Source organism: Streptococcus mitis, assembly GCF_003944325.1.
Lineage (GTDB): Bacteria > Bacillota > Bacilli > Lactobacillales > Streptococcaceae > Streptococcus > Streptococcus mitis_CW.
This window is the reverse complement of record NZ_RJPX01000026.1, coordinates 1-21,661: the sequence shown is the minus strand read 5'-3', so window position 1 is coordinate 21,661 and position 21,661 is coordinate 1. Positions and strand designations below refer to the sequence as shown.

Annotated in this window: 24 protein-coding genes and 1 riboswitch; of the genes, 6 read left to right on the top strand and 18 right to left on the bottom strand. The window is 41.6% G+C overall.

Features of this window, described 5'->3' with window-relative positions:
• Positions 1-238 precede the first annotated feature (238 nt).
• From efp to nusB, 3 genes are read left to right on the top strand one after another with little or no spacing between them, the layout of a single operon-like run.
• On the top strand, positions 239-799 hold the full coding sequence (gene efp, locus D8787_RS08020) for an elongation factor P (protein WP_000568643.1): 561 nt from the start codon (positions 239-241) through the stop codon (positions 797-799).
• A gap of 21 nt (positions 800-820) precedes the next feature.
• Positions 821-1,210, top strand: coding sequence for an Asp23/Gls24 family envelope stress response protein (locus D8787_RS08015; protein WP_125422616.1), 390 nt, complete (start codon positions 821-823; stop codon positions 1,208-1,210).
• A complete protein-coding gene (gene nusB / locus D8787_RS08010) occupies positions 1,203-1,628 on the top strand; it encodes a transcription antitermination factor NusB (RefSeq protein ID WP_000203642.1) in 426 nt (141 codons plus the stop codon). The genes D8787_RS08015 and nusB overlap by 8 nt, the downstream gene beginning before the upstream one ends.
• 279 nt (positions 1,629-1,907) lie before the next feature.
• On the opposite strand, the gene D8787_RS08005 is transcribed toward nusB, so the two are convergent.
• From D8787_RS08005 to D8787_RS07945, 13 genes are all read right to left on the bottom strand, one after another.
• Positions 1,908-2,675: an acetyl-CoA carboxylase carboxyl transferase subunit alpha gene (locus tag D8787_RS08005; protein WP_125422613.1), complete on the bottom strand. Its 768-nt coding sequence runs from the start codon at positions 2,673-2,675 to the stop codon at positions 1,908-1,910.
• Positions 2,672-3,538 carry an acetyl-CoA carboxylase, carboxyltransferase subunit beta gene (gene accD / locus D8787_RS08000; protein ID WP_042901452.1) on the bottom strand — a complete coding sequence of 289 codons (867 nt, stop codon included), beginning with the start codon at positions 3,536-3,538 and terminating at the stop codon, positions 2,672-2,674. Before accD ends, D8787_RS08005 begins: the two co-directional genes overlap by 4 nt.
• A gap of 36 nt (positions 3,539-3,574) precedes the next feature.
• A complete protein-coding gene (gene accC / locus D8787_RS07995; protein WP_125422610.1) occupies positions 3,575-4,942 on the bottom strand; it encodes an acetyl-CoA carboxylase biotin carboxylase subunit in 1,368 nt (455 codons plus the stop codon).
• A gap of 11 nt (positions 4,943-4,953) precedes the next feature.
• On the bottom strand, positions 4,954-5,376 hold the full coding sequence (gene fabZ, locus D8787_RS07990) for a 3-hydroxyacyl-ACP dehydratase FabZ (protein WP_125422607.1): 423 nt from the start codon (positions 5,374-5,376) through the stop codon (positions 4,954-4,956).
• On the bottom strand, positions 5,373-5,858 hold the full coding sequence (gene accB / locus D8787_RS07985; protein ID WP_125422604.1) for an acetyl-CoA carboxylase biotin carboxyl carrier protein: 486 nt from the start codon (positions 5,856-5,858) through the stop codon (positions 5,373-5,375). Before accB ends, fabZ begins: the two co-directional genes overlap by 4 nt.
• 2 nt (positions 5,859-5,860) lie before the next feature.
• Positions 5,861-7,096 carry a beta-ketoacyl-ACP synthase II gene (gene fabF / locus D8787_RS07980; RefSeq protein ID WP_125422600.1) on the bottom strand — a complete coding sequence of 412 codons (1,236 nt, stop codon included), beginning with the start codon at positions 7,094-7,096 and terminating at the stop codon, positions 5,861-5,863.
• A 21-nt stretch (positions 7,097-7,117) separates the two neighbouring features.
• The gene (gene fabG / locus D8787_RS07975) at positions 7,118-7,849 is read right to left on the bottom strand and encodes a 3-oxoacyl-[acyl-carrier-protein] reductase (protein ID WP_125422597.1); all 732 of its coding nucleotides are present in this window, start codon (positions 7,847-7,849) and stop codon (positions 7,118-7,120) included.
• 43 nt (positions 7,850-7,892) lie between these two features.
• On the bottom strand, positions 7,893-8,813 hold the full coding sequence (gene fabD, locus D8787_RS07970; RefSeq protein ID WP_125422594.1) for an ACP S-malonyltransferase: 921 nt from the start codon (positions 8,811-8,813) through the stop codon (positions 7,893-7,895).
• Positions 8,806-9,780, bottom strand: coding sequence for an enoyl-[acyl-carrier-protein] reductase FabK (gene fabK, locus D8787_RS07965; protein ID WP_000857446.1), 975 nt, complete (start codon positions 9,778-9,780; stop codon positions 8,806-8,808). The genes fabD and fabK overlap by 8 nt, the downstream gene beginning before the upstream one ends.
• 116 nt (positions 9,781-9,896) lie before the next feature.
• The gene (locus D8787_RS07960) at positions 9,897-10,121 is read right to left on the bottom strand and encodes an acyl carrier protein (protein ID WP_000257838.1); all 225 of its coding nucleotides are present in this window, start codon (positions 10,119-10,121) and stop codon (positions 9,897-9,899) included.
• 58 nt (positions 10,122-10,179) lie between these two features.
• Positions 10,180-11,154: a beta-ketoacyl-ACP synthase III gene (locus tag D8787_RS07955; RefSeq protein WP_125422591.1), complete on the bottom strand. Its 975-nt coding sequence runs from the start codon at positions 11,152-11,154 to the stop codon at positions 10,180-10,182.
• Positions 11,154-11,588 carry a MarR family winged helix-turn-helix transcriptional regulator gene (locus tag D8787_RS07950; protein ID WP_000386351.1) on the bottom strand — a complete coding sequence of 145 codons (435 nt, stop codon included), beginning with the start codon at positions 11,586-11,588 and terminating at the stop codon, positions 11,154-11,156. The genes D8787_RS07955 and D8787_RS07950 overlap by 1 nt, the downstream gene beginning before the upstream one ends.
• Positions 11,589-11,681: 93 nt before the next feature.
• Positions 11,682-12,467, bottom strand: coding sequence for an enoyl-CoA hydratase (locus tag D8787_RS07945; protein WP_102210401.1), 786 nt, complete (start codon positions 12,465-12,467; stop codon positions 11,682-11,684).
• A 211-nt stretch (positions 12,468-12,678) separates the two neighbouring features.
• Between D8787_RS07945 and D8787_RS07940 the strand changes: the two genes are divergently transcribed.
• The 3 genes from D8787_RS07940 (at position 12,679) to serS (ending at position 15,905) form a co-directional block, all read left to right on the top strand.
• Positions 12,679-14,043 (top strand): aspartate kinase, encoded by a 1,365-nt coding sequence (locus D8787_RS07940; protein WP_125422588.1) that lies wholly within the window; start codon positions 12,679-12,681, stop codon positions 14,041-14,043.
• A 2-nt stretch (positions 14,044-14,045) separates the two neighbouring features.
• Positions 14,046-14,417, top strand: a complete 372-nt coding sequence (locus D8787_RS07935) for a DUF956 family protein (RefSeq protein WP_000079347.1) — start codon at positions 14,046-14,048, stop codon at positions 14,415-14,417.
• Positions 14,418-14,630: 213 nt separating this feature from the next.
• The gene (gene serS, locus D8787_RS07930; protein WP_125422585.1) at positions 14,631-15,905 is read left to right on the top strand and encodes a serine--tRNA ligase; all 1,275 of its coding nucleotides are present in this window, start codon (positions 14,631-14,633) and stop codon (positions 15,903-15,905) included.
• Positions 15,906-15,929: 24 nt separating this feature from the next.
• Here serS and D8787_RS07925 read toward each other — a convergent pair whose 3' ends face one another.
• From D8787_RS07925 to D8787_RS07905, 5 genes are all read right to left on the bottom strand, one after another.
• The gene (locus D8787_RS07925) at positions 15,930-16,829 is read right to left on the bottom strand and encodes a TDT family transporter (protein ID WP_125422582.1); all 900 of its coding nucleotides are present in this window, start codon (positions 16,827-16,829) and stop codon (positions 15,930-15,932) included.
• Between the two features lie 111 nt (positions 16,830-16,940).
• Complete coding sequence (locus D8787_RS07920; protein WP_125422579.1) at positions 16,941-17,489, bottom strand: carboxymuconolactone decarboxylase family protein; 549 nt, start codon at positions 17,487-17,489, stop codon at positions 16,941-16,943.
• Positions 17,490-17,620: 131 nt separating this feature from the next.
• Positions 17,621-18,943, bottom strand: a complete 1,323-nt coding sequence (locus D8787_RS07915; RefSeq protein WP_125422576.1) for an alanine/glycine:cation symporter family protein — start codon at positions 18,941-18,943, stop codon at positions 17,621-17,623.
• Between the two features lie 90 nt (positions 18,944-19,033).
• Positions 19,034-19,122, bottom strand: a riboswitch (glycine riboswitch).
• Positions 19,123-19,323: 201 nt separating this feature from the next.
• The gene (locus D8787_RS07910) at positions 19,324-20,382 is read right to left on the bottom strand and encodes a DUF6287 domain-containing protein (RefSeq protein WP_125422573.1); all 1,059 of its coding nucleotides are present in this window, start codon (positions 20,380-20,382) and stop codon (positions 19,324-19,326) included.
• Between the two features lie 61 nt (positions 20,383-20,443).
• On the bottom strand, positions 20,444-21,550 hold the full coding sequence (locus D8787_RS07905) for an endo-beta-N-acetylglucosaminidase (protein ID WP_125422622.1): 1,107 nt from the start codon (positions 21,548-21,550) through the stop codon (positions 20,444-20,446).
• Positions 21,551-21,661: the final 111 nt, after the last annotated feature.

Below are 21,661 nucleotides of genomic sequence, written 5' to 3'. Positions count from 1 at the left end.
ATATATATATATATGCACGCTTAGGTACAAATATACTTTCACTGTATTATATCATATTTCAAAGTAATTTTGTAAGATATTTGTTTATAAATTTCATTTAAAAAACATACCATTCTAAAACATTTTTTGTACAAGTATAAATTTATATAAATATCTCCATTATCCCACCTTCAACTTTCTTTTTCATTCCTTTTATGGTAAAATGAAGAGTAATAATATTTATTAAAGAGGTAAAAACATGATTGAAGCAAGCAAATTGAAAGCTGGTATGACATTTGAAACTGCAGACGGAAAATTAATCCGCGTTTTGGAAGCTAGCCACCACAAACCAGGTAAAGGGAACACGATTATGCGTATGAAATTGCGTGATGTCCGTACTGGTTCTACATTTGACACAAGCTACCGTCCAGAAGAAAAATTCGAACAAGCTATTATCGAAACTGTTCCAGCTCAATACTTGTACAAAATGGATGAAACTGCCTACTTCATGAACACTGAAACTTACGACCAATACGAAATCCCAGTCGTAAACGTTGAAAATGAATTGCTTTACATCCTTGAAAACTCTGATGTAAAAATCCAATTCTACGGAACTGAAGTAATCGGTGTAACTGTACCAACTACCGTTGAATTGACAGTTGCTGAAACACAACCATCTATCAAAGGTGCTACTGTTACAGGTTCTGGTAAACCAGCAACTATGGAAACTGGACTTGTTGTCAACGTTCCAGACTTCATCGAAGCTGGACAAAAATTGATCATCAACACTGCAGAAGGAACTTACGTTTCTCGTGCCTAATCTCTAGAAAGAGGTCATTCTATGGGAACTGAAGAACAATTTGGCGAAATCGTTATCGCTCCACGTGTACTTGAAAAAATCATTGCCATCGCAACTGCTAAAGTTGATGGTGTCCACTCATTTTCAAATAAATCCGTATCTGATACCCTATCAAAACTCTCTCTTGGTCGTGGCGTCTACTTAAAAGAAAGCAACGAAGAACTAACTGCTGACATTTATCTCTATCTTGAGTACGGTGTGAAAGTACCAAAAGTGGCTCTTGCTATTCAAAAAGCAGTCAAAGATGCTGTCCGTGATATGGCTGATGTGGAACTTTCTGCTGTCAACATCCATGTTGCAGGAATCGTTCCAGATAAAACACCAAAACCTGAGTTGAAAGATCTATTTAACGAGGACTTCCTCAATGACTAGTCCATTATTAGAATCTAGACGCGAACTTCGTAAATGCGCTTTTCAAGCTCTTATGAGTCTTGAATTCGGCACAGATATGGAAACAGCTTGTCGCTTTGCCTACACACATGACCGTGAAGATGAAGATGTACAAATTCCTGCCTTTCTTCTGAACTTGGTTTCTGGTGTTCAAGCTCAAAAAGACGAGTTGGATAAACAAATCAACCAGCATCTCAAATCAGGCTGGACAGTTGAACGATTGACCTTGGTCGAAAAAAACTTACTACGCTTAGGAATCTTTGAAATCACATCATTTGATACACCTCAGCTGGTAGCAGTCAATGAAGCTATTGAACTTGCCAAGAATTTTTCAGATCAAAAATCAGCCCGCTTTATCAACGGACTGCTCAGTCAATTTGTAACTGAAGAAAATGAATAATCAAAAAAATGAATAATCAAAAAGGTGTTTGGTCTTCCAAGCACTTTTTCTTCGTCCTTTATGCAGAGTAATACTCTTCAAAAATCTCTTCAAATCACGTTAGCGTCGGCTTGTCGTATATCTGTGACTGACTTCGTCAGTCTTATCTACAACCTCAAAACAGTGTTTTGAGCAGCCTGCAGCTAGTTTCCTAGTTTGCTCTTTGATTTTCATTGAGTATAAGAAGCACATAAAAACTAGAACTGACTGCCAGTTCTAGTTTTTACGTATTCTGAAGTATTAGTATTTTCTAAATCGTTGATAGCGTTCTTCCAACAACGCTTCTAACGGTTTTTGTGAAAGTCTAGCTAGATCAGCTTGGAGTTCTTTTTTAACATTCTTAATCAGTTCTTTACTAGAAAGTCCTGCTTCAGAAATCACCTTATCCACCACGCCCATTTCTAATAGTTCATGTGAGGTGATTTTCATCAGTTCTGCTGCTTCCATAGCACGACTACCGTCCTTCCATAGAATAGAAGCAAAACCTTCTGGACTGAGAATGGCATAGATAGAATTTTCCAGCATCCAGACACGGTCTGCGACTGCTAATGCCAGAGCCCCGCCTGAACCACCTTCACCGATAATGATAGCAATAATCGGAACTTTCAGGTCACTCATTTCCATGAGATTGCGAGCAATGGCTTCTCCTTGACCACGTTCTTCCGCTCCGACACCAGGATAGGCACCTGCTGTATTGATAAAGGTCACAACTGGACGACCAAACTTTTCAGCCTGTTTCATCAACCGTAGGGCCTTGCGGTAACCTTCTGGATGCGGTTGCCCAAAATTCCGTTTAAGGTTATCTTGTAAACTTTTGCCTTTTTGGATACCAACCACTGTTACAGCTTGGTCTCCAAGCCAGCCGATACCACCAACAACTGCACCATCGTCACGAAAAGAACGGTCACCGTGTAATTGGATAAATTCATCAAAAATGCCTGTCGCAAAGTCCAAGGTTGTCAAGCGACTCTGCTCACGCGCTTCTCTGACTATTTTTGCAATATTCATCTAGGACCCCCTCTGTGCAATCTGACTAGGCTAGCAATGGTATCTGGCAAGTCTCTTCTTTTAACAATAGCATCCACAAAGCCATGTTCCAATAGGAATTCTGCCTTTTGGAACCCCTCAGGCAAGCTTTCACGAACCGTATTTTCAATCACACGACGCCCAGCAAAACCGACTAAACTCTGTGGTTCTGCTAGAATGATATCGCCTTCCATAGCGAAAGAAGCTGTTACACCACCTGTCGTTGGATCTGTCAAAATGGTCAGGTAAAAGAGGCCTGCATTTGAATGGCGTTTAACCGCTGCAGAAATCTTGGCCATTTGCATGAGACTCATGATTCCTTCCTGCATACGGGCTCCACCAGAGGCTGTGAAGAGAACAACTGGCAACTGTTCAATAGTAGCATACTCAAACAAGCGAGTAATTTTTTCCCCTACAACTGTACCCATAGAAGCCATGATAAAGTTGGAATCCATAATCCCAAGAGCCACAGTCTGACCTTTAATAAGAGCAGTTCCTGTCACAACGGCTTCATCCAGACCTGTTTTTTCACGCATAGTTGCCAGTTTCTTTTGGTAACCAGGGAAATGCAAGGGATCCTTGCTTTCAATCCCTGTAAACAATTCCTTGAAGGTTCCCATATCAATTGTCAAAGCCAAGCGTTCTTGGGCAGAAATACGAAAAGTATAGCTACATTGTGGACAGATACGCTCACTTCCCAGATCCTTCTGATAGATGGTATGCTTACAACCTGGACACTTAGAAAATAATTCATCTGGAACCTCTGGCTTTGCTTGAGGTTTTTCCCTAACCGAACGATTAGGATTGATTCGAATATATTTATCTTTTTTACTAAATAGAGCCATTGATTCCCCTTTTCGGTTTAAACTCTTAAAGTCATTTTATTCTTTTTCTTGATATTTAGGTAAGAAGGTTTCCATCAAGAAAGAAGTATCATAATCTCCAGCAATGACATTGCGATCTGAAATGAGGTCAAGCTGGAAATCTGCATTGGTCTGCACCCCCTCTATCTCTAGTTCATAGAGGGCTCGTTGCATTTTCATCAAGGCATCAAAACGATTCTCTCCATGAACGATGACTTTGGCAATCATACTATCATAATAAGGCGGAATAGTATAACCTGGATAAACCGCTGAATCCACGCGCAAGCCAACTCCCCCACTTGGAAGATATAAATTGGTAATCTTACCGGGACTTGGAGCAAAGTTGAAGGCTGGGTTTTCTGCATTGATACGACACTCGATGGCATGGCCACGTAGGACAATATCTTCTTGCTTAACAGACAGAGGTTGACCTGCCGCAATGCGAATCTGTTCCTTAACGATATCCACACCTGAAACAAACTCTGTTACTGGATGTTCTACTTGTACACGAGTATTCATCTCCATAAAATAGAATTTACCGCTAGCTTCATCAAGAAGAAACTCAATGGTCCCTGCATTCTCATAGCCAACAGACTCTGCCGCTCGAACAGCAGCAGCACCGATTTCATGGCGCAGTGTTTTTCCGATTGCAATTGAAGGACTTTCTTCCAAAACCTTTTGATTATTCCGTTGAAGAGAACAATCCCGTTCTCCCAAGTGAATTACATGTCCATGCTCATCTCCCAGGATTTGAACCTCGATGTGACGAGCTGGATAGATGACCCGTTCTATGTACATGGCACCATTGCCATAATTAGCCTTGGCTTCACTAGAGGCTGTTTCAAAGGCTGAAACGAGGTCTTCTGGTTTTTCAACCTTACGAATCCCTTTACCACCTCCACCTGCTGAAGCCTTGAGCATAACAGGATAGCCAATTTCTTCAGCAACAGTCAAAGCTTCTTCAGAATTATGCACTTCTCCATCTGAACCTGGTATAACAGGCACACCTGCTTTGATCATCTGAGCGCGCGCATTGATTTTATCCCCCATCATATCCATAACATGACCAGATGGACCGATAAACTTGATTCCCACCTCTTCACACATGGTAGCAAATTTGGAATTTTCACTGAGAAATCCAAAACCTGGGTGAATGGCTTCTGCCTCAGTCAAGACTGCAGCTGATAGAACCGCATTAATATTGAGATAAGACTCTGTTGCCTTGCCAGGACCGATACAAACTGCTTCATCTGCTAAAAGCGTATGAAGGGCTTCCTTATCAGCAGTTGAATAAACCGCCACCGTCGCAATCCCCAGTTCACGCGCCGCACGGATAATACGAACCGCAATTTCACCACGATTGGCAATTAAAATTTTTCGAAACATGGAGAACCTCCTTAGTTCCCAATTGCAAAAGTAAGAGTACCACTGGCTGCAAGCTTGCCATCCACTTCAGCCTTTGCTTCAACCACAGCGATTGTGCCACGACGTTTTACAAACGTTGCCGTCATAACTAATTGGTCACCTGGTACAACTTGCTTCTTAAACTTGACCTTATCCATACCAGCGTAAAAGACCAGTTTCCCTTTATTTTTAGGTTTTGACAACTCCAAGACACCAGCTGTTTGCGCCAAAGCTTCCATGATCAGAACACCTGGCATCACTGGATATTGAGGAAAATGACCGTTGAAGAAGGGCTCATTGATGGTCACATTTTTGATGGCAACAATAGTATCCTCGCTCACTTCCAACACACGGTCTACTAGGAGCATAGGATAACGGTGGGGAAGGGATTCTTTGATTCCTTGAATATTGATCATTTGATACGTACCAATCCTTTACCAAATTCAACCATTTCTTCATTAGAAACGAGAATTTCCGTTACCACACCATCCTTAGGAGCTGGGATTTCATTCATGACTTTCATGGCTTCGATAATTACCAATGTTTGGCCTTTTTTTACACTATCACCAACTGTTACAAAGGCAGGTTTATCTGGACCAGCAGCCAAGTAAGCCACTCCAACAAGTGGGCTCTCTACAAGATCTCCCTCAGCAGCTACACTTGTTTCAGCTGGCGTCGAAGTCTCTTCCACTACAGTCTCTGCTGGAGCAGATGTAGGAGCTACTGGACTCGGTGTTGCTAGAACGGGTGCTGGAGCGACTTGAGGTGCAACTTCAGACACCAGTCTAGCTTCATTCTTGCTAAACTCCAACTCATCCGTCCCATTCTTATAAGAAAACTCTCTCAAACTTGATTGGTCAAATTGAGCCATCAAGTCTTTAATATCGTTTAAATTCATACTTATTTATTCTCCCAACGTTTGAAAGCAAGAACTGCATTATGGCCACCAAAACCAAAAGTATTGGAAATAGCGTATGGAATTTCTTGCTCCAAGCCTTGTCCGTAAACGACATTGGCTTCGATATAATCTGATACTTCACTTGTTCCAGCTGTCATTGGTACAAAGTTATGACGCATAGCCTCGATTGTTACGATAGCTTCTACTGCACCTGCAGCACCCAGCAAATGTCCTGTGAAAGACTTGGTTGATGATACAGGTACTTCCTTTCCAAGAACAGCTACGATCGCACCACTTTCTCCTTTTTCATTAGCAGGAGTTGACGTTCCGTGAGCATTGACATAGGCTACTTGCTCTGGAGAAATCTCAGCTTCCTCCAAGGCTAGTTTGATGGCCTTGATAGCACCCTGACCTTCTGGATGAGGAGAAGTCATGTGGTAGGCATCACAGGTATGTCCATAACCAACCACTTCAGCAAGGATAGTTGCCCCACGTTTTTCAGCGTGTTCAAGGCTTTCAAGAACCAACATCCCAGAACCCTCACCCATGACAAAACCGTTACGGTCTTTATCAAATGGGATAGAAGCACGAGCTGGATCCTCTGTAGTAGAGAGAGCTGTCAGGGCTTGGAAACCTGCGATAGCAAAAGGTGTAATAGAAGCTTCTGAACCACCTACCAACATAACATCTTGGAAACCAAATTTAATTGAGCGGAAGGCATCCCCAATCGCGTCATTTGATGAAGCGCAGGCAGTATTGATGGATTTACAAACACCATTTGCTCCAAAACGCATAGCAACATTTCCTGAAGCCATATTTGGCAAGGCTTTTGGAAGGGTCAATGGTTTCACACGTTTTGGTCCTTTATCATGGAGGCGAAGCACTTGATCTTCAATTTCTTTGATTCCACCAATACCAGAGGCAACGATAACACCAAAACGATCTTTATCAAGAGCCTCTACATCTAAATTGGCATGATTAACGGCTTCTTGGGCTGCGTACAAGGCATATAAAGAATAGTTATCAAAACGATTGGTATCTTTCTTTACAAAGTATTTGTCAAAAGGAAAATCTTGGATTTCTGCTGCATTATGCACATCAAAGTCACTATGATCAAATTTTGTAATTTGACCAATTCCGATTTTTCCAGTTGTCAAACTATTCCAAAATTCTTCTGGTGTATTTCCGATTGGAGATGTTACTCCATAACCTGTTACTACTACGCGATTTAGTTTCATCTTTTTCACCTCTAGCTTCTGCTACATACTTAAGCCACCATCAATGGCAACCACTTGACCAGTTAGATAATCTTGGCCTGCTAAAAATACTGTCAAATCTGCAACCTGCTCTGCCTGCCCAAATTCTTTCATAGGAATTTGTGCCAACATAGCATCTTTTACCTTGTCTGATAGAACAGCTGTCATATCGGACTCAATCATTCCAGGTGCGATAGCATTAACCCTGATATTGCGATTGGCCACTTCACGCGCCACAGACTTGGTAAAACCAATCAAACCAGCCTTAGAAGCTGCATAGTTAGCTTGACCGATATTTCCCATCAAACCAACAACACTAGACATATTAATGATAGCACCTTCTCTGGCTTTCATCATCGGTTTCAAGACTGATTGTGTCATGTTAAAGGCACCAGTCAGGTTAACCTTGAGAACTTTTTCAAAATCCGCCTCTGTCATCTTGAGCATGAGGGTGTCTTGGGTAATTCCTGCATTGTTGACCAAAACATCTACTGAACCCAACTCTGCAATAGCTTGCTCAACCATACGCTTAGCGTCTGCAAAATCTGACACGTCTCCTGAAATAGAAACTACCTTGACACCATAGTTTGAAAACTCGGCTAGCAAGTCTTCTGAGATGACCCCACGGCTGTTTAATACAATATTAGCTCCTGCTTGAGCAAACTTGTGGGCGATGGCAAGACCGATTCCACGACTCGAACCTGTAACAAAGATATTTTTATTTTTTAGTTGCATGCTTTTCTCCTGTTTCCTCCTGTATTTATGGGAGAATGGATTACTAGTTTCCTAGAAGAGCTTCCAGGCTAGCCTGATCTTCAACATTGGCTAGTTTAGCCGTCTTATCAATCTTTTTAACAAAGCCTGACAAGACTTTCCCCGGCCCAATCTCGATAAAGTTGGTTACGCCTGCTTCTTGCATAACTGCAATACTCTCATAGAAACGAACTGGTTCCTTAACCTGACGCGTCAAAAGTTGAACAATGTCTTCTTTTTTCATAACTGTAGCTTCTGTATTGCCGACTAGGGGACAAGTGAAATCTGAAAAACTTACCTGAGCTAGAGTTTCAGCTAGTTTCTGGCTAGCAGGCTCAAGGAGAGCGGTATGAAAGGGACCTGACACCTTGAGAGGAATCAAGCGTTTGGCACCTGCTTCTTGCAAGAGTTCAACAGCTCGGTCAACTGCAACTACTTCTCCACCAATGACGATTTGTGCAGGTGTATTATAGTTGGCTGGGGTAACTACGCCAAGTTCAGAAGCTTTTTGACAGGCTTCCTCAATAACCTCTACTGGCGTATTGAGAACTGCTACCATCTTGCCAGAGCCAGCAGGAGCCGCTTCTTCCATATAGACGCCACGCTTAGCAACCAAGGCTACCGCATCTGCAAAATCCAAGGCACCGCTGGCCACCAAGGCAGAGTATTCTCCAAGAGACAAACCAGCAACCATATCAGGCTGATAGCCCTTTTCTTGCAATAAACGATAGATAGCAACTGAAGTTGCTAAAATGGCTGGTTGCGTATAGCGGGTCTGATTGAGTTTTTCTTCTTCCGTATCAATGAGATAACGCAAATCATAGCCGAGTACCTGACTCGCTTGATCAATCGTCTCTCTGACAATCGGATACTGATCATAGAGTTCCCGTCCCATACCTAGATACTGGGCACCTTGGCCAGCAAATAAAAAGGCTGTTTTAGTCATTTCTTACAACTCCTGCCCAACGAGAGGCTTCTTCTTGAATTTTCTTAGCTGCTCCGTAGTATAAATCTTTTAGGATTTCTTCAACGGTTTCTTCTTTGGAAACAAGCCCCGCAATTTGACCTGCCATGACAGAGCCACCATCCACATCTCCGTGAACAACCGCTTTGGCTAGAGCACCTGCTCCCATTTGTTCAAAAATTTCCAAATCTGGATTTTCTTGTTTAAAGGCATCTTTTTCAGCTTGTTCAAAATCACGAGTCAACTGATTTTTAATCGCACGAACAGCATGTCCAAAGTGTTGAGCTGAAATCGTAGTATCAATATCTCTAGCTTTTAAAATTTTCGCCTTATAATTTGGATGAGCATTAGACTCTTTTGCAACGACAAAACGAGTTCCAACCTGAACAGCCTCTGCACCTAGCATAAAGCCAGCCGCAGCACCTTCACCATCCGCAATCCCTCCTGCAGCAATAACAGGAATAGATACAGCAGCAGCAACCTGACGCACCAAGGTCATAGTTGTTAATTTTCCAATATGTCCCCCAGCTTCCATTCCTTCTGCAATAACAGCGTCCGCACCGATTTTTTCCATGCGTTTAGCTAGGGCCACACTTGGTACAACAGGAATAACTGTAATACCAGCTTCATGGAAACGTTCCATGTATTTACTTGGATTTCCTGCACCTGTTGTCACTACCTTAACACCTTCCTCGATAACGAGGTCTACAATATCTTCCACAAAGGGAGACAAAAGCATGATGTTGACACCGAAGGGTTTATCAGTCAATGATTTGATTTTATCAATATTTGCCTTGACAACTTCTTTAGGGGCATTTCCCCCACCGATAATCCCTAGCCCTCCAGCCTTGGAAACAGCCCCTGCCAAATCACCATCAGCAACCCAGGCCATCCCTCCTTGGAAAATAGGATAATCAATGTTCAATAATTCTGTAATACGCGTTTTCATAGTGCCTCCATCGTTTCTTGCTTACGTAATAGTTCGATATCGTCATAATTTGAAAATCAAACTATTGCCTAAACAAGAGGGAGCGGGTTTCCCTACTCCTTCTATCTATATTCTGTTTATTTTGTTTGCTCTTCAACGTAGGCAACCAAGTCACCAACTGTTTTCAAGTCATCTTCTGCTTCGATTTGGATATCAAAAGCATCTTCGATTTCTGAGATTACTTGGAACAAGTCCAATGAATCTGCATCCAAATCATCAAAAGTTGATTCAAGTGTTACTTCTGATGCGTCTTTCCCAAGTTCTTCAACGATAATTTCTTGTACTTTTTCAAATACTGCCATGATAGGACTCCTTTAAAATAAATAGTTTTTTATAACAATGTGTTCACCACATGATTACCTAAATTGTAAGAATGAGTGTGCCCCAGGTCAAGCCTCCACCGAAGCCTGATAGCAGAACAGTCTGACTACCATCTAAACGGATTAGGCCTTGTTCTACACACTCTGAAAGTAAAATCGGGATACTGGCTGCACTGGTATTACCATATTCCATCATATTGGCTGGAAGTTTGTCTCGGTCGACACCGATTTTTCTAGCCATCTTATCTAAAATACGGTCATTAGCCTGATGAAGTAGCAGATAATCCAAGTCTGTCGCCTCTACAGGAGATTCTTCAATGGTCTGTTTGATAGACTTAGCTACATCTCGAATGGCAAAATCAAAGACTGCGCGTCCATCCATCTTCAAAAATGAATCTGCATTTTCTTGATTTGAAAATGGAGAATGTAGACCTGAATGTCCATAGGTCAGACACTCGCTGCGACTTCCATCACTATTGAGACTCTCAGCTAAGAAATACTCTTGCTCGCTAGCTTCTAGCAAGACTCCACCAGCACCATCTCCAAACAACACAGCTGTTGATCGATCCGACCAATCGACTGCTTTAGAGAGGGTTTCACTACCAATCACCAAGCCTTTTTGAAAGCGACCAGAAGCGATAAACTTTTCAGCAGTTGAAAGAGCAAATACAAATCCACTACAAGCAGCTGTTAGGTCAAAAGCAAAGGCCTTATTAGCACCAATATTAGCTTGGACTCGAGCAGCTGTAGAGGGCATCATCGAATCTGGAGTAATGGTAGCTAGGATGATAAAATCCAACTCCTCCCCTGTAATTCCAGCTTTAGCCATCAGTTTCTTAGCAACCTCTGTAGCCAAATCACTAGTAGATTCTGTTCTTGAGATATGCCTTTGTCGTATTCCCGTCCGACTTGAAATCCACTCATCATTGGTATCCATAATCTGAGCCAAATCATGATTTGTAACCACTTGCTCTGGCACATAATGAGCAACCTGGCTTATTTTTGCAAAAGCCATTATCTCAAATCCTCCAAAAATTGATAAAGATTGGTCAAGCCTTTGCTCATAACCTCAATTTCTTGCTTACTCATACCATCAATGATTTTTTCAACCATGGCCTTGTGGAAGCGTTTATGTAACCTATGAACCAAGCGACCTTTTTTTGTCAAATGCAGATGCACCACACGACGATCATGTTCTGAACGAATGCGTTCAATGTAACCCTTGCGTTCGAGATTATTCAAACTAGTCGTAACTGTCCCAAGAGTCACCATCAACTCTTTTGACACTTGACTTGGTGTCACGTCTGGGAATTTCCCAATCACATCAATCGTATGCATTTCTTTGATGGAGATATCCTTGAAACGACTACCTCTCAAGCTAACTTCCTCAATGACGAGGACATTGTTAAATATAGATGTTAAATATTCATTAATTCGTTGGTAGTCCAATCTTTCTTTCCCTCCTTCTCAAAAAAACTTTTATAATCAAAACATTTGACAAAAGAATTATATCAAACTTCAAAGAATGGCGCAAGTATTTTTTTATTTTCCTGTAAATTTAGGTCTTCTTCTCTCCGAATGAGCCCGAACTCCCTCTTTGAAATCCTCTGTTTTGGCCAGTGATTCCTGTAGATGCAGTTCTAAAACAGCATAATCTTGCCAATCTTTAAATTGGCTCTCCCACACCAACTTCTTAATGGCAGCATAGGAATTGCTTGAACCACGTCTTAATTTTTTAAGAAGCTGTTCTCTGGTTTTTTCTAACTTATCAGCTTCAGAAATACGGTAAACCACACCCCACTCTAGAGCTTTTTCTGCTGTCAAAGCCTCTCCTGTCATGGCTAGTTGAGCAGCACGCGTCACACCAATACTTCGGCTCAAGAGATGAATTCCTCCTGCATCTGGAGCCAAACCAACTCCAACAAAGGCTTGGATAAATTTAGCCTTATCGGTCGCTAAACAGAAATCTGCGGCAACAGCCATATTCGCTGCAGCGCCTGCAACAGCACCGTCAACTTCCATTAAAACAGGCTTTGCAATTTGCTTGATTTTATAAGAAATAGCATTGACTAGTTCTGCGATTTTCGTCAATGATGGAATATCATCCTCATCCACTGCCCGCTTCATCTCTACTAAATCTCCTCCAACTGAGAAGACTTTGCCATTCGCATTGATCAAGATAAAATGCACAGCTGGATCCTCTTCCGCCAGAGTCAAGGCTTCTAAAATTTCCTCACACATGGGAATATGGAAACCATTAGCGACATCAGGACGGTTCAACGTAATGATTGCCAAATCCTCTTCAAGCTGATAAATAATATGTTCCATCTGGACTCCTTTTTATTTTTATAAGAAAGTTAAATAATTTTATTATCAAAGTATATCTTTTTTACTCTAAAAAAGCAAGAATAAGAATGTAATAAGTGTCTCAGCCGATTTTAGATTCCTTATCTTTCCCTGTAAAATAGCTTATTTTCTTCATTGAAAAAAGGCTTTCTTTCTGCTATAATCGTATAGAATACTTACTTTAGGAGTTCTTATGAAAGTTGTTAAATTTGGAGGTAGCTCTCTTGCCTCTGCTGGTCAATTAGAAAAAGTTTTAAACATCGTTAAAAGCGATCCAGAACGCCGTTTTGTAGTTGTTTCTGCACCTGGGAAACGCAATGCTGAAGATACTAAGGTTACGGATGCCTTGATTAAATACTACCGCGACTATGTTGCTGGTAATGATATTAGCAAGAGTCAAAGCTGGATTATCGACCGCTATGCTGCTATGGTTAGCGAATTGGGACTAAAGCCAGCTATTCTAGAAAAAATTTCTAAAAGCATTCGTGCCTTGGCCACTCTGCCTATCGAAGAAAATGAATTTCTCTACGATACCTTCCTAGCAGCGGGTGAAAACAACAATGCTAAATTAATCGCTGCCTACTTTAATCAAAATGGGATCGATGCACGCTATGTGCACCCTAGAGAAGCTGGGATTGTGGTCACAAGTGAACCTGGTCACGCTCGCATCATTCCATCAAGTTATGACAAGATTGAAGAATTGACAAACTCAAATGAAGTCCTTGTCATCCCTGGCTTCTTTGGTGTTACTAAGGAAAATCAAATCTGTACCTTCTCTCGTGGAGGCTCAGACATTACAGGTTCTATCATTGCTGCTGGTGTCAAGGCTGACCTCTATGAAAACTTTACGGACGTTGATGGTATCTTTGCAGCCCACCCTGGTATTATCCACCAACCACACTCGATCCCTGAGTTGACCTACCGTGAAATGCGTGAATTGGCCTATGCAGGATTCTCAGTTCTTCATGACGAAGCCCTTCTTCCTGCCTACCGTGGAAAAATTCCTCTGGTTATTAAAAATACCAACAACCCTGACCATCCAGGTACTCGTATCGTCCTAAAACACAGTAGTGATGAATTTCCAGTTGTGGGGATTGCTGGTGATTCAGGTTTTGTAAGCATTAACATGTCTAAATACCTCATGAACCGCGAGGTTGGATTTGGTCGCAAGGTTCTGCAAATCCTTGAAGACCTCAACATCGGTTGGGAACATATGCCAACTGGTATCGACGATCTTTCAATCATCCTCCGTTCTCGTGAACTAACTCCTATCAAGGAAGAAGAAATTCTTCGTCAGTTGGTTCAAAAGGCTGAAGTAGACCATGCAGAAATCGAACACGACCTTTCTATCATTATGATTGTTGGAGAAAAGATGAAGAGTCATATCGGTGTAACAGCTACTGCAACACGTGCTCTATCTGAAAACAAGATTAATATCCAGATGATGTCTCAAGGTTCTAGTGAAGTATCTATCATGTTTGTTGTCAATAAGGACCAAGAAAAAGCAGCTATTAAAGCCCTTTACAATGCCTTTTTCGGTGAAAGTAAGGAAGACTAACCATGGCCCAATCACTTAACAAAACAGTGCTCCTCAATACAACAGGAACTTCCTATCTCTCTATAGCTGGGAAAGTTGGGAAATTCCTTGTCGGAGATCAGGCTCTGGAATTTTATCCAGATGTCAATGTCGAACAATTTATCCAGATTCCTTGGAGCCATATCAACCAGATTGGAGCTAATGTCTCTGGTCGCAAAATCAGTCGCCACTTCGAAGTCTTTACAGACAGAGGAAAATTCCTCTTTGCCTCAAAAGACTCAGGTGCCATTCTCAAAATTGCTCGCGAAAAACTGGGCAATGACAAGGTCGTCAAACTTCCTACCCTGATTCAGACAATTAGTCAAAAATTTAAAAATCTATTTGCAAAAAAGTAGAAACTTTAGTATAATCATAGCAACGGATAAGTAGGTTATCTTCTTCTTTCAGAAAGTCTGCGGATGCTGCGAGCAGATAGGAGGGATAGGTGAAATTCTACCGTTGGTAACAATTACATAAACAATCAAGTGCACACCTGTGAAGTTGGATGGAACCGTGGCCCTGCCACTCCAACGCTTTGTCAGGTGTGCTTTTTTCATAAAGGAGTTCTTATGTTAGATATCAAACGCATTCGTACAGACTTTGATGCTATCGCAGAAAAATTAGCTACACGTGGTGTAGATGCTACTATCTTGAATGAGATGAAAGAAATCGATGCTAAACGTCGTGACATCTTGGTCAAGGTTGAAACTCTCAAAGCAGAACGTAACACAGTTTCTGCTGAGATTGCTCAAGCCAAACGCAACAAGGAAAATGCAGATGACAAGATTGCTGCCATGCAAAACCTATCTGCTGAAGTCAAAGCCTTGGATGCTGAATTGGCAGAAATCGATGCTAAATTGACAGAATTTACCACTACTCTCCCAAACATCCCAGCTGACAGTGTTCCTGTTGGGGCTGATGAAGATGACAATGTGGAAGTTCGCCGTTGGGGGACTCCACGCGAGTTTGACTTCGAACCAAAAGCTCACTGGGATCTTGGTGAAGACCTTGGTATCCTTGACTGGGAACGCGGCGGTAAGGTAACAGGTGCTCGCTTCCTCTTCTATAAAGGCCTCGGTGCTCGTTTGGAACGTGCTATCTACAACTTTATGTTGGATGAGCATGGAAAAGAGGGCTATACTGAAGTCATCACACCTTACATGGTTAACCACGATTCTATGTTTGGTACTGGGCAATATCCAAAATTTAAGGAAGACACTTTTGAACTCAGCGACAGCAATTATGTCCTTATTCCTACAGCTGAAGTTCCTCTAACAAACTACTACCGTGATGAAATCCTTGACGGTAAAGACCTGCCAATCTACTTCACTGCTATGAGCCCATCATTCCGTTCTGAGGCTGGTTCAGCTGGTCGCGATACGCGTGGCTTGATTCGTTTGCACCAATTCCACAAGGTTGAAATGGTCAAATTTGCCAAGCCAGAAAAATCTTACGAAGAATTGGAAAAAATGACAGCCAACGCTGAAAATATCCTTCAAAAGCTCAACCTTCCATACCGTGTCGTTGCGCTCTCTACAGGAGATATGGGCTTCTCAGCTGCTAAGACTTACGACTTGGAAGTATGGATTCCAGCGCAAAACAATTACCGTGAAATCTCAAGCTGTTCAAACACAGAAGATTTCCAAGCCCGTCGTGCCCAAATCCGTTATCGTGATGAAGCAGATGGCAAGGTTAAATTGCTCCACACCTTGAACGGTTCTGGACTTGCAGTTGGACGTACAGTGGCTGCTATTCTTGAAAACTACCAAAATGAGGATGGTTCTGTGACCATCCCAGAAGTTCTTCGTCCATACATGGGTGGCGCTGAAGTTATCAAACCATAAAAAATAAGGTTTAGCTATTTCTAGCTAGACCTTTTTTCGTAACCAAATCAGATAAGCGCCTAATACAAAGAATAAAATAGTTAGGCATATAACGGTTTCTGCCACTACCAGATAATCCAGAAATGGAAGTTTCAAGATTCCTTGAGCCATCTTGAGCGAGGTAGCTGTGATAATGGTCGGGAAGGTAAGGGCTGAGAAGGCTGGTTGAAAACCTTGTTTTAAAATATTGGGCAGGCGAGTTAAAACAAAGAAAAAGAAGGATTGAGAAGATAAAATCATAACGATTAAGACCCAAGTCGGTAGGCTAGCTCCTCCAACTCGAACCAGGGAAGCCAAGAGTAGAGAGAAAGGAGCACAGTAAATCCCTTCTTGTCCAAGCATGGCTAGTGGGAGTGGATGTTTCTTTAAATTGCTATAAATACGGGGATAGAGATAGAAGGTCAAGAGAAATCCAAAACTCAAGGTCGCATAGGCAATTTCGATGATGCCTACCAGTGGATAAGTCAAGGCTGCCACTGCTATTCCCACATAGAGAACCGTCCAGCTAGGAGTAGCATGAACCCTCCGACCAGGACAGGCAAATTTGATGGTGAAACCAGCAATCAAGGCCAAATCCAAGAGAAATGAAAACCACCAGATCCCTTGCGCTACTAAAGGAAAATGAGGAAACAAGCGGAAGACATAGGTAGATAAAATCATCCCCGCCATGGGAAAGGTTGCCATCCCTGACAAAAGAGGGGGCTTGGTCAATTCTTGCTTGGTTTCTTTCCAATTGAGCAAATGAAGAATCAGAAAGAATATCCACAAAATCAAACCTGTCAGACTAAAAAGATGTGACAGAACCGGCAACGTATCTAAAACGAGATTCCCAGCTCCTGCTAAACCGAGCAAGCAACCAGAAAATACTAAGGGGAGTTTTTTCATACTAACCTCCAATAATCATGTTAGTTTCAGTATAGCATAAAAGCGCTTAAATGAGGACTTAAAAAAACGAAGTCCGATTATTTCAGACTTCATTTTTTACTCAGATAAGGATTAAGCATAAGGTTGCAATTCTGGGTTAATTGGGGTATTGGCTAGGTTATTGGCATAGTTACAAAGACTTGCTAGGCTGACACCAAGGACTACATCCAAGGCATTTTGTTGGGTGTATCCAGCTTCTAGAAACTCAGCCAAGGCTTCATCTCCTACACGCCCTTTGGTATTGATGACTGCCAAGGTAAACTTAGCTAGGGTGTCCAATTTAGGATCTGTTTCAATCGGAGTGCAGTTGCGAAGGGCTTGAAGCAGGTCATCATTCATCTGGATTTGTTTGATTGAAAAGGCTGTGTGACCTGCGACGCAGAAGGCACAGCCATTTGTTACAGCTGCTGTGATTTGCACTACTTCACGTTCAATTGGTGTTAAGCTATTGCGACGGTTGATAGCTCCGACAGTTCTGTAGGCTTCTAGGGCAGTAGGTGCATTAGCCAAGAGTCCGATTAGATTTGGAATAAAGCCATTGTTGTCTTTTTGTACTGTTTCAAGAACTTCTTTCACTTCTGCTGGTGCTGATTCTACTGTATGGATTGTAAATGTTGTCATCATAAAACCTCTTTTCATTTTGTTGAAACCTAGTCTATCACAGATTCTATACCTTGCATAATATATATTTTAAATTGCACTGATAAAAATTCTTTATGAAAGTAAAAAACCACACAATCTGTGTGATTTCATTATTTATCAAAATACTTTTTAGTCTCAGCAATGACGACTGGTGATAAAACTAAGAGGGCAATCAAGTTTGGCAGAGCCATCAAGGCATTGACGATATCTGCAATAATCCAAACCATATCCAACTCGATAAATCCTCCCAACAAGACCATGAGTACAAAAACCACACGGTAGAGCCAGATAAAGCGAACCCCAAAGAGGAACTCGAAACAGCGTTCTCCATAATAGTTCCAACCTAAAATCGTCGTAAAGGCAAAGAGTACAAGGAAGATGGTCAAGAGGGCAGGTCCAAAGTGTGAAAAGACTGTTGAGAAGGCTGACTGAGTCAAAGCCACTCCATTCAAGTCACTATTCCATACTCCAGTTACCAAGATGGTCAAACCAGTTAGAGTACAAATGATGAGGGTATCAATAAAGGTTCCTGTCATGGAAATCAAACCTTGCTCTACTGGTTCGTTTGTCTTAGCCGCAGCAGCTGCAATGGGAGCAGAACCCAGACCAGATTCGTTTGAGAACACACCACGCGCCACACCATTTTGAATAGCCATCCGAATGCTAGCACCAGCAAATCCACCTACCACAGCAACTGGACTAAAAGCTGATGTCAAGATTAAAGCAATTGTAGCTGGGAGTTTCCCGATGTTGAAGAAAATAACTGTCAAGGTCCCTAAAATGTAAATAATCGCCATAAAAGGAACAACAGCTGTTGACACCTTAGAAATAGACTTGAGTCCGCCAAAGACGGCAATCGCTACTAGGACAGACAAAACGAGAGCTGTGATAGCTGGCGAAATAGTCGTTGTATTTTGGATAGATTCTGTAATCGAGTTGACTTGGGTGAAGGTCCCGATTCCCAATAAAGCTACTAAGACACCTGCGATAGCAAAGAAGATAGCAAGTGGTCGCCACTTTTCGCTCATCCCTAGAAGGATATAATGCATTGGTCCTCCCGCTACTGCACCATGGTCGTCCTTAGTTCGATATTTGATAGCCAAGAGTCCTTCCGCATACTTGGTAGCCATGCCAAAGAAAGCAGCCATCCACATCCAAAAGAGGGCTCCTGGGCCACCGACCTTGATAGCTGTCGCCACCCCGATAATATTTCCCGTACCAACTGTCGCTGCTAGAGCTGTACACAGTGCCGCAAAGCTAGATACATCACCGTGTCCCTTGTCCTTGATAAAAATAAGCTGGAAGGCCTTAGGCAAACGCAAAACCTGCAAGAGTCCTAGACGAGCAGTAAGGTAAATCCCTGTTCCGACCAATAAAATCAAGAGGGGAGGTCCCCAAGCAAAAGCATCGATTGATTTAAGCAATTCTAACATTCTATTCTCCTATCTTTTCAACCCCAAAAGAAAGAGCACATGCAAAACACATGTACTCTGGAATGCTTAGATAAATGCTAAAAAGCGGTCTATCCTAGCTCTGTCCTTTTACCTGAGAGTTTGAGCAGTTGCCTGCCTTGCCCCTTCGGTGCCTTTACGGTCTCTCCAGAGTTCCGTCCATTTACAGTCATGGAAAATCAAACGTTTCTCCACTTCTATTAAACTTCATTCGGTGTTGGTATTTAATTGATTCTTATTTTACAAAAAATGTTGGCTTTTGTCAATGTGTTACTGGAAAAATCTTATTTGACTCGGTAAAAGAAAGACTGGGCATCCCCATGTGCGTGGGGTACTATTATTTAAATCAATCTGTTTCACTCCTAGTCTACACGATATAAGAATTGTTCTGGTTTATTATGTACTGGAAATGAAGCACGATAGATGATTCTATCTTTACTAATATCCGAAGCGTCTGATATTATTCCATCCATAGATGTCTCGTCAGGTATTCTAACTCCTGCTGGTATGAATTGAATAAAGACTCCAAAAGCTGGACCTGAATAGCGAGCTCGTAGAAAATCATTTACTATTTCCGATTCTGCAACTTCAACTGTAAACTGTTCTGGAGCCACTAGCCCATCCTTACTAAAAACTAAATCTTCTCCTCCATTACCTTTACTCCATTTTCCCTCAATACTAGAAAAATCTCCATTTTTTATGGCATTAATATCCATTTTCCCAGATGCAGTTTTGCTAGTTGAAGATGCTGTCTCAGCTGTACCCTTGTCTGCACTTGCCCCTCCAGGAATCTTATCTGAAACAGACTTCCAGCTTAAGGTCTCTAGAGAAATGGGAGAACCGACCCCAAGATCCGCTAGTTCTTGAGCCTCCTTACCCTTTACCAAAGACTGTCCATCTTCACTAAATTGATAGTGTGTATAGATATGACTCGTTGCTGTACCAGCCCCACGATAAAGCAGAGAATTGTCTGGCAAAATACCGACTGTCATTCTCTCACCAATCTGGTCTAAACGATTTTCTTGATTGGTCAGACGGATCACCTTTCCATCTTTCAAAGTACGGATATCAAGCAAACTCTTTTCACCACTCTTCATTTCAAGAGCAAGCAAGAGTTCATCCACTCCGTCGTTATTCAAATCTGTATTGTGGTAAACCACATCTGTGTAAAAACCTTGAGAAGACTTCACTTGACTAGCCAAAGGATTGACCTCCATACCTGTAGGAAAGATACCTTTGGTTACTTTTTCATAGTCATCGAGAACCTTGTTATATTGGCTGTAATCTATCTCTGGTGTCGCTACAGATGTATCTGATGTTGAAGCAGATGGTGTTTCCGAGCTTTTGTTCCAAGGTAGATACTGACAGCCTCCCAAAACCAGTGTCAGTAAAAGCGTTGTGGCTAATAAAAACTTTTTCATATTACTCCCTTATCTAAGAGAAAGGAACCAGCCTGTGCTAATTCCTTTCACTATTTTTATTTTATTTAACCCACTTACCTGATTCATCCACTTGATAACCATCTGGGGTACGTTCGTTGACTGCCATCTTACCATTTGACTTGAGATAATAGTCACCTACCCATGTGTTACGCGCATAGCTGCCTTCTGATGTTAAGTAGTAGTATGAATCATAGTTCTTATCAAAAATCCACTCTTTTGTAGCCATCTTGCCATTTGATTTAACATAATAACTATCAACCCAAGTACTGTAAGAATAGCTTCCCTCAGACGTTAGATAATAGTAGGCACCATAGTTCTTATCAAAAATCCACTCACTCTTAGCCATGTAACCACCTGATTTAAGGTAATAGTTTCCTACCCAAGAATTTTGGACAAAGTTACCTGAAGCATCTAGGTAGAAGTAGGAATTATAGTTTTTATCAAAAATCCACTTACTAGTAACTTTAGTACCATTTTGGTAGTAGGACGAACCTGACCAGCCAGATTGAACCCTATTAGAAGTTGATTTTGGACTTTGATTAGTTTTAGAATTTCCAACTGATTTTGTACTTTCTACAGCTTGTGCATTATCAACCAGTTTAGAATTCTCTACTGGCTTAGAACCCTCTGCTACCTTAGAACTCTCTGCTGGCTGTGTAGTTAAACTTGCTTCATCTTTTACATATTTTCCATCTTTAACAGTAATAAGATTTGACCTTCCTAAAAACTTTTGACCCCTTAGATACTGATGGCGAAATTCAAAGTAATACTTCCCATCTGGTAACTTTTCAAACTTATTAACACTTACATGCTTAGAAGGTACATAATAAAAATCTTTCTCAAGCCCTTTCTCTTTGCTCACTTCACCAAATTCTGGACCTCTATAGCCCCAAACTTGTTCATGTGTATCGGCACTAAATAACGTGGGAACGATATCTTCAGGCTCTTCCAAAAAAGAAGTCGCCTTAATTTTTAAGACAAGATGCTTATCCCCAAGCACCTCTGCTTTTACATCAAGAGAAGCCTGAGTTGTGTCAGCCTGCACCGTTTGTGCTGAAAAAGGTAGAACTCCTGCTGTGTCTACAAGAGAGACAAGACCAAATGTTGCAGCCGCTAGGCTGGTTACTAAAACTGTTTTTGACTTCATCATCAAAAATCTCCTTTAAATTTTTATTGTTTACGGTTACAGTATAGCATGCTATTTACCTTATTTACAAAAAGCGTATCTATATTTACCTTTATTGAACAATTACCCCCC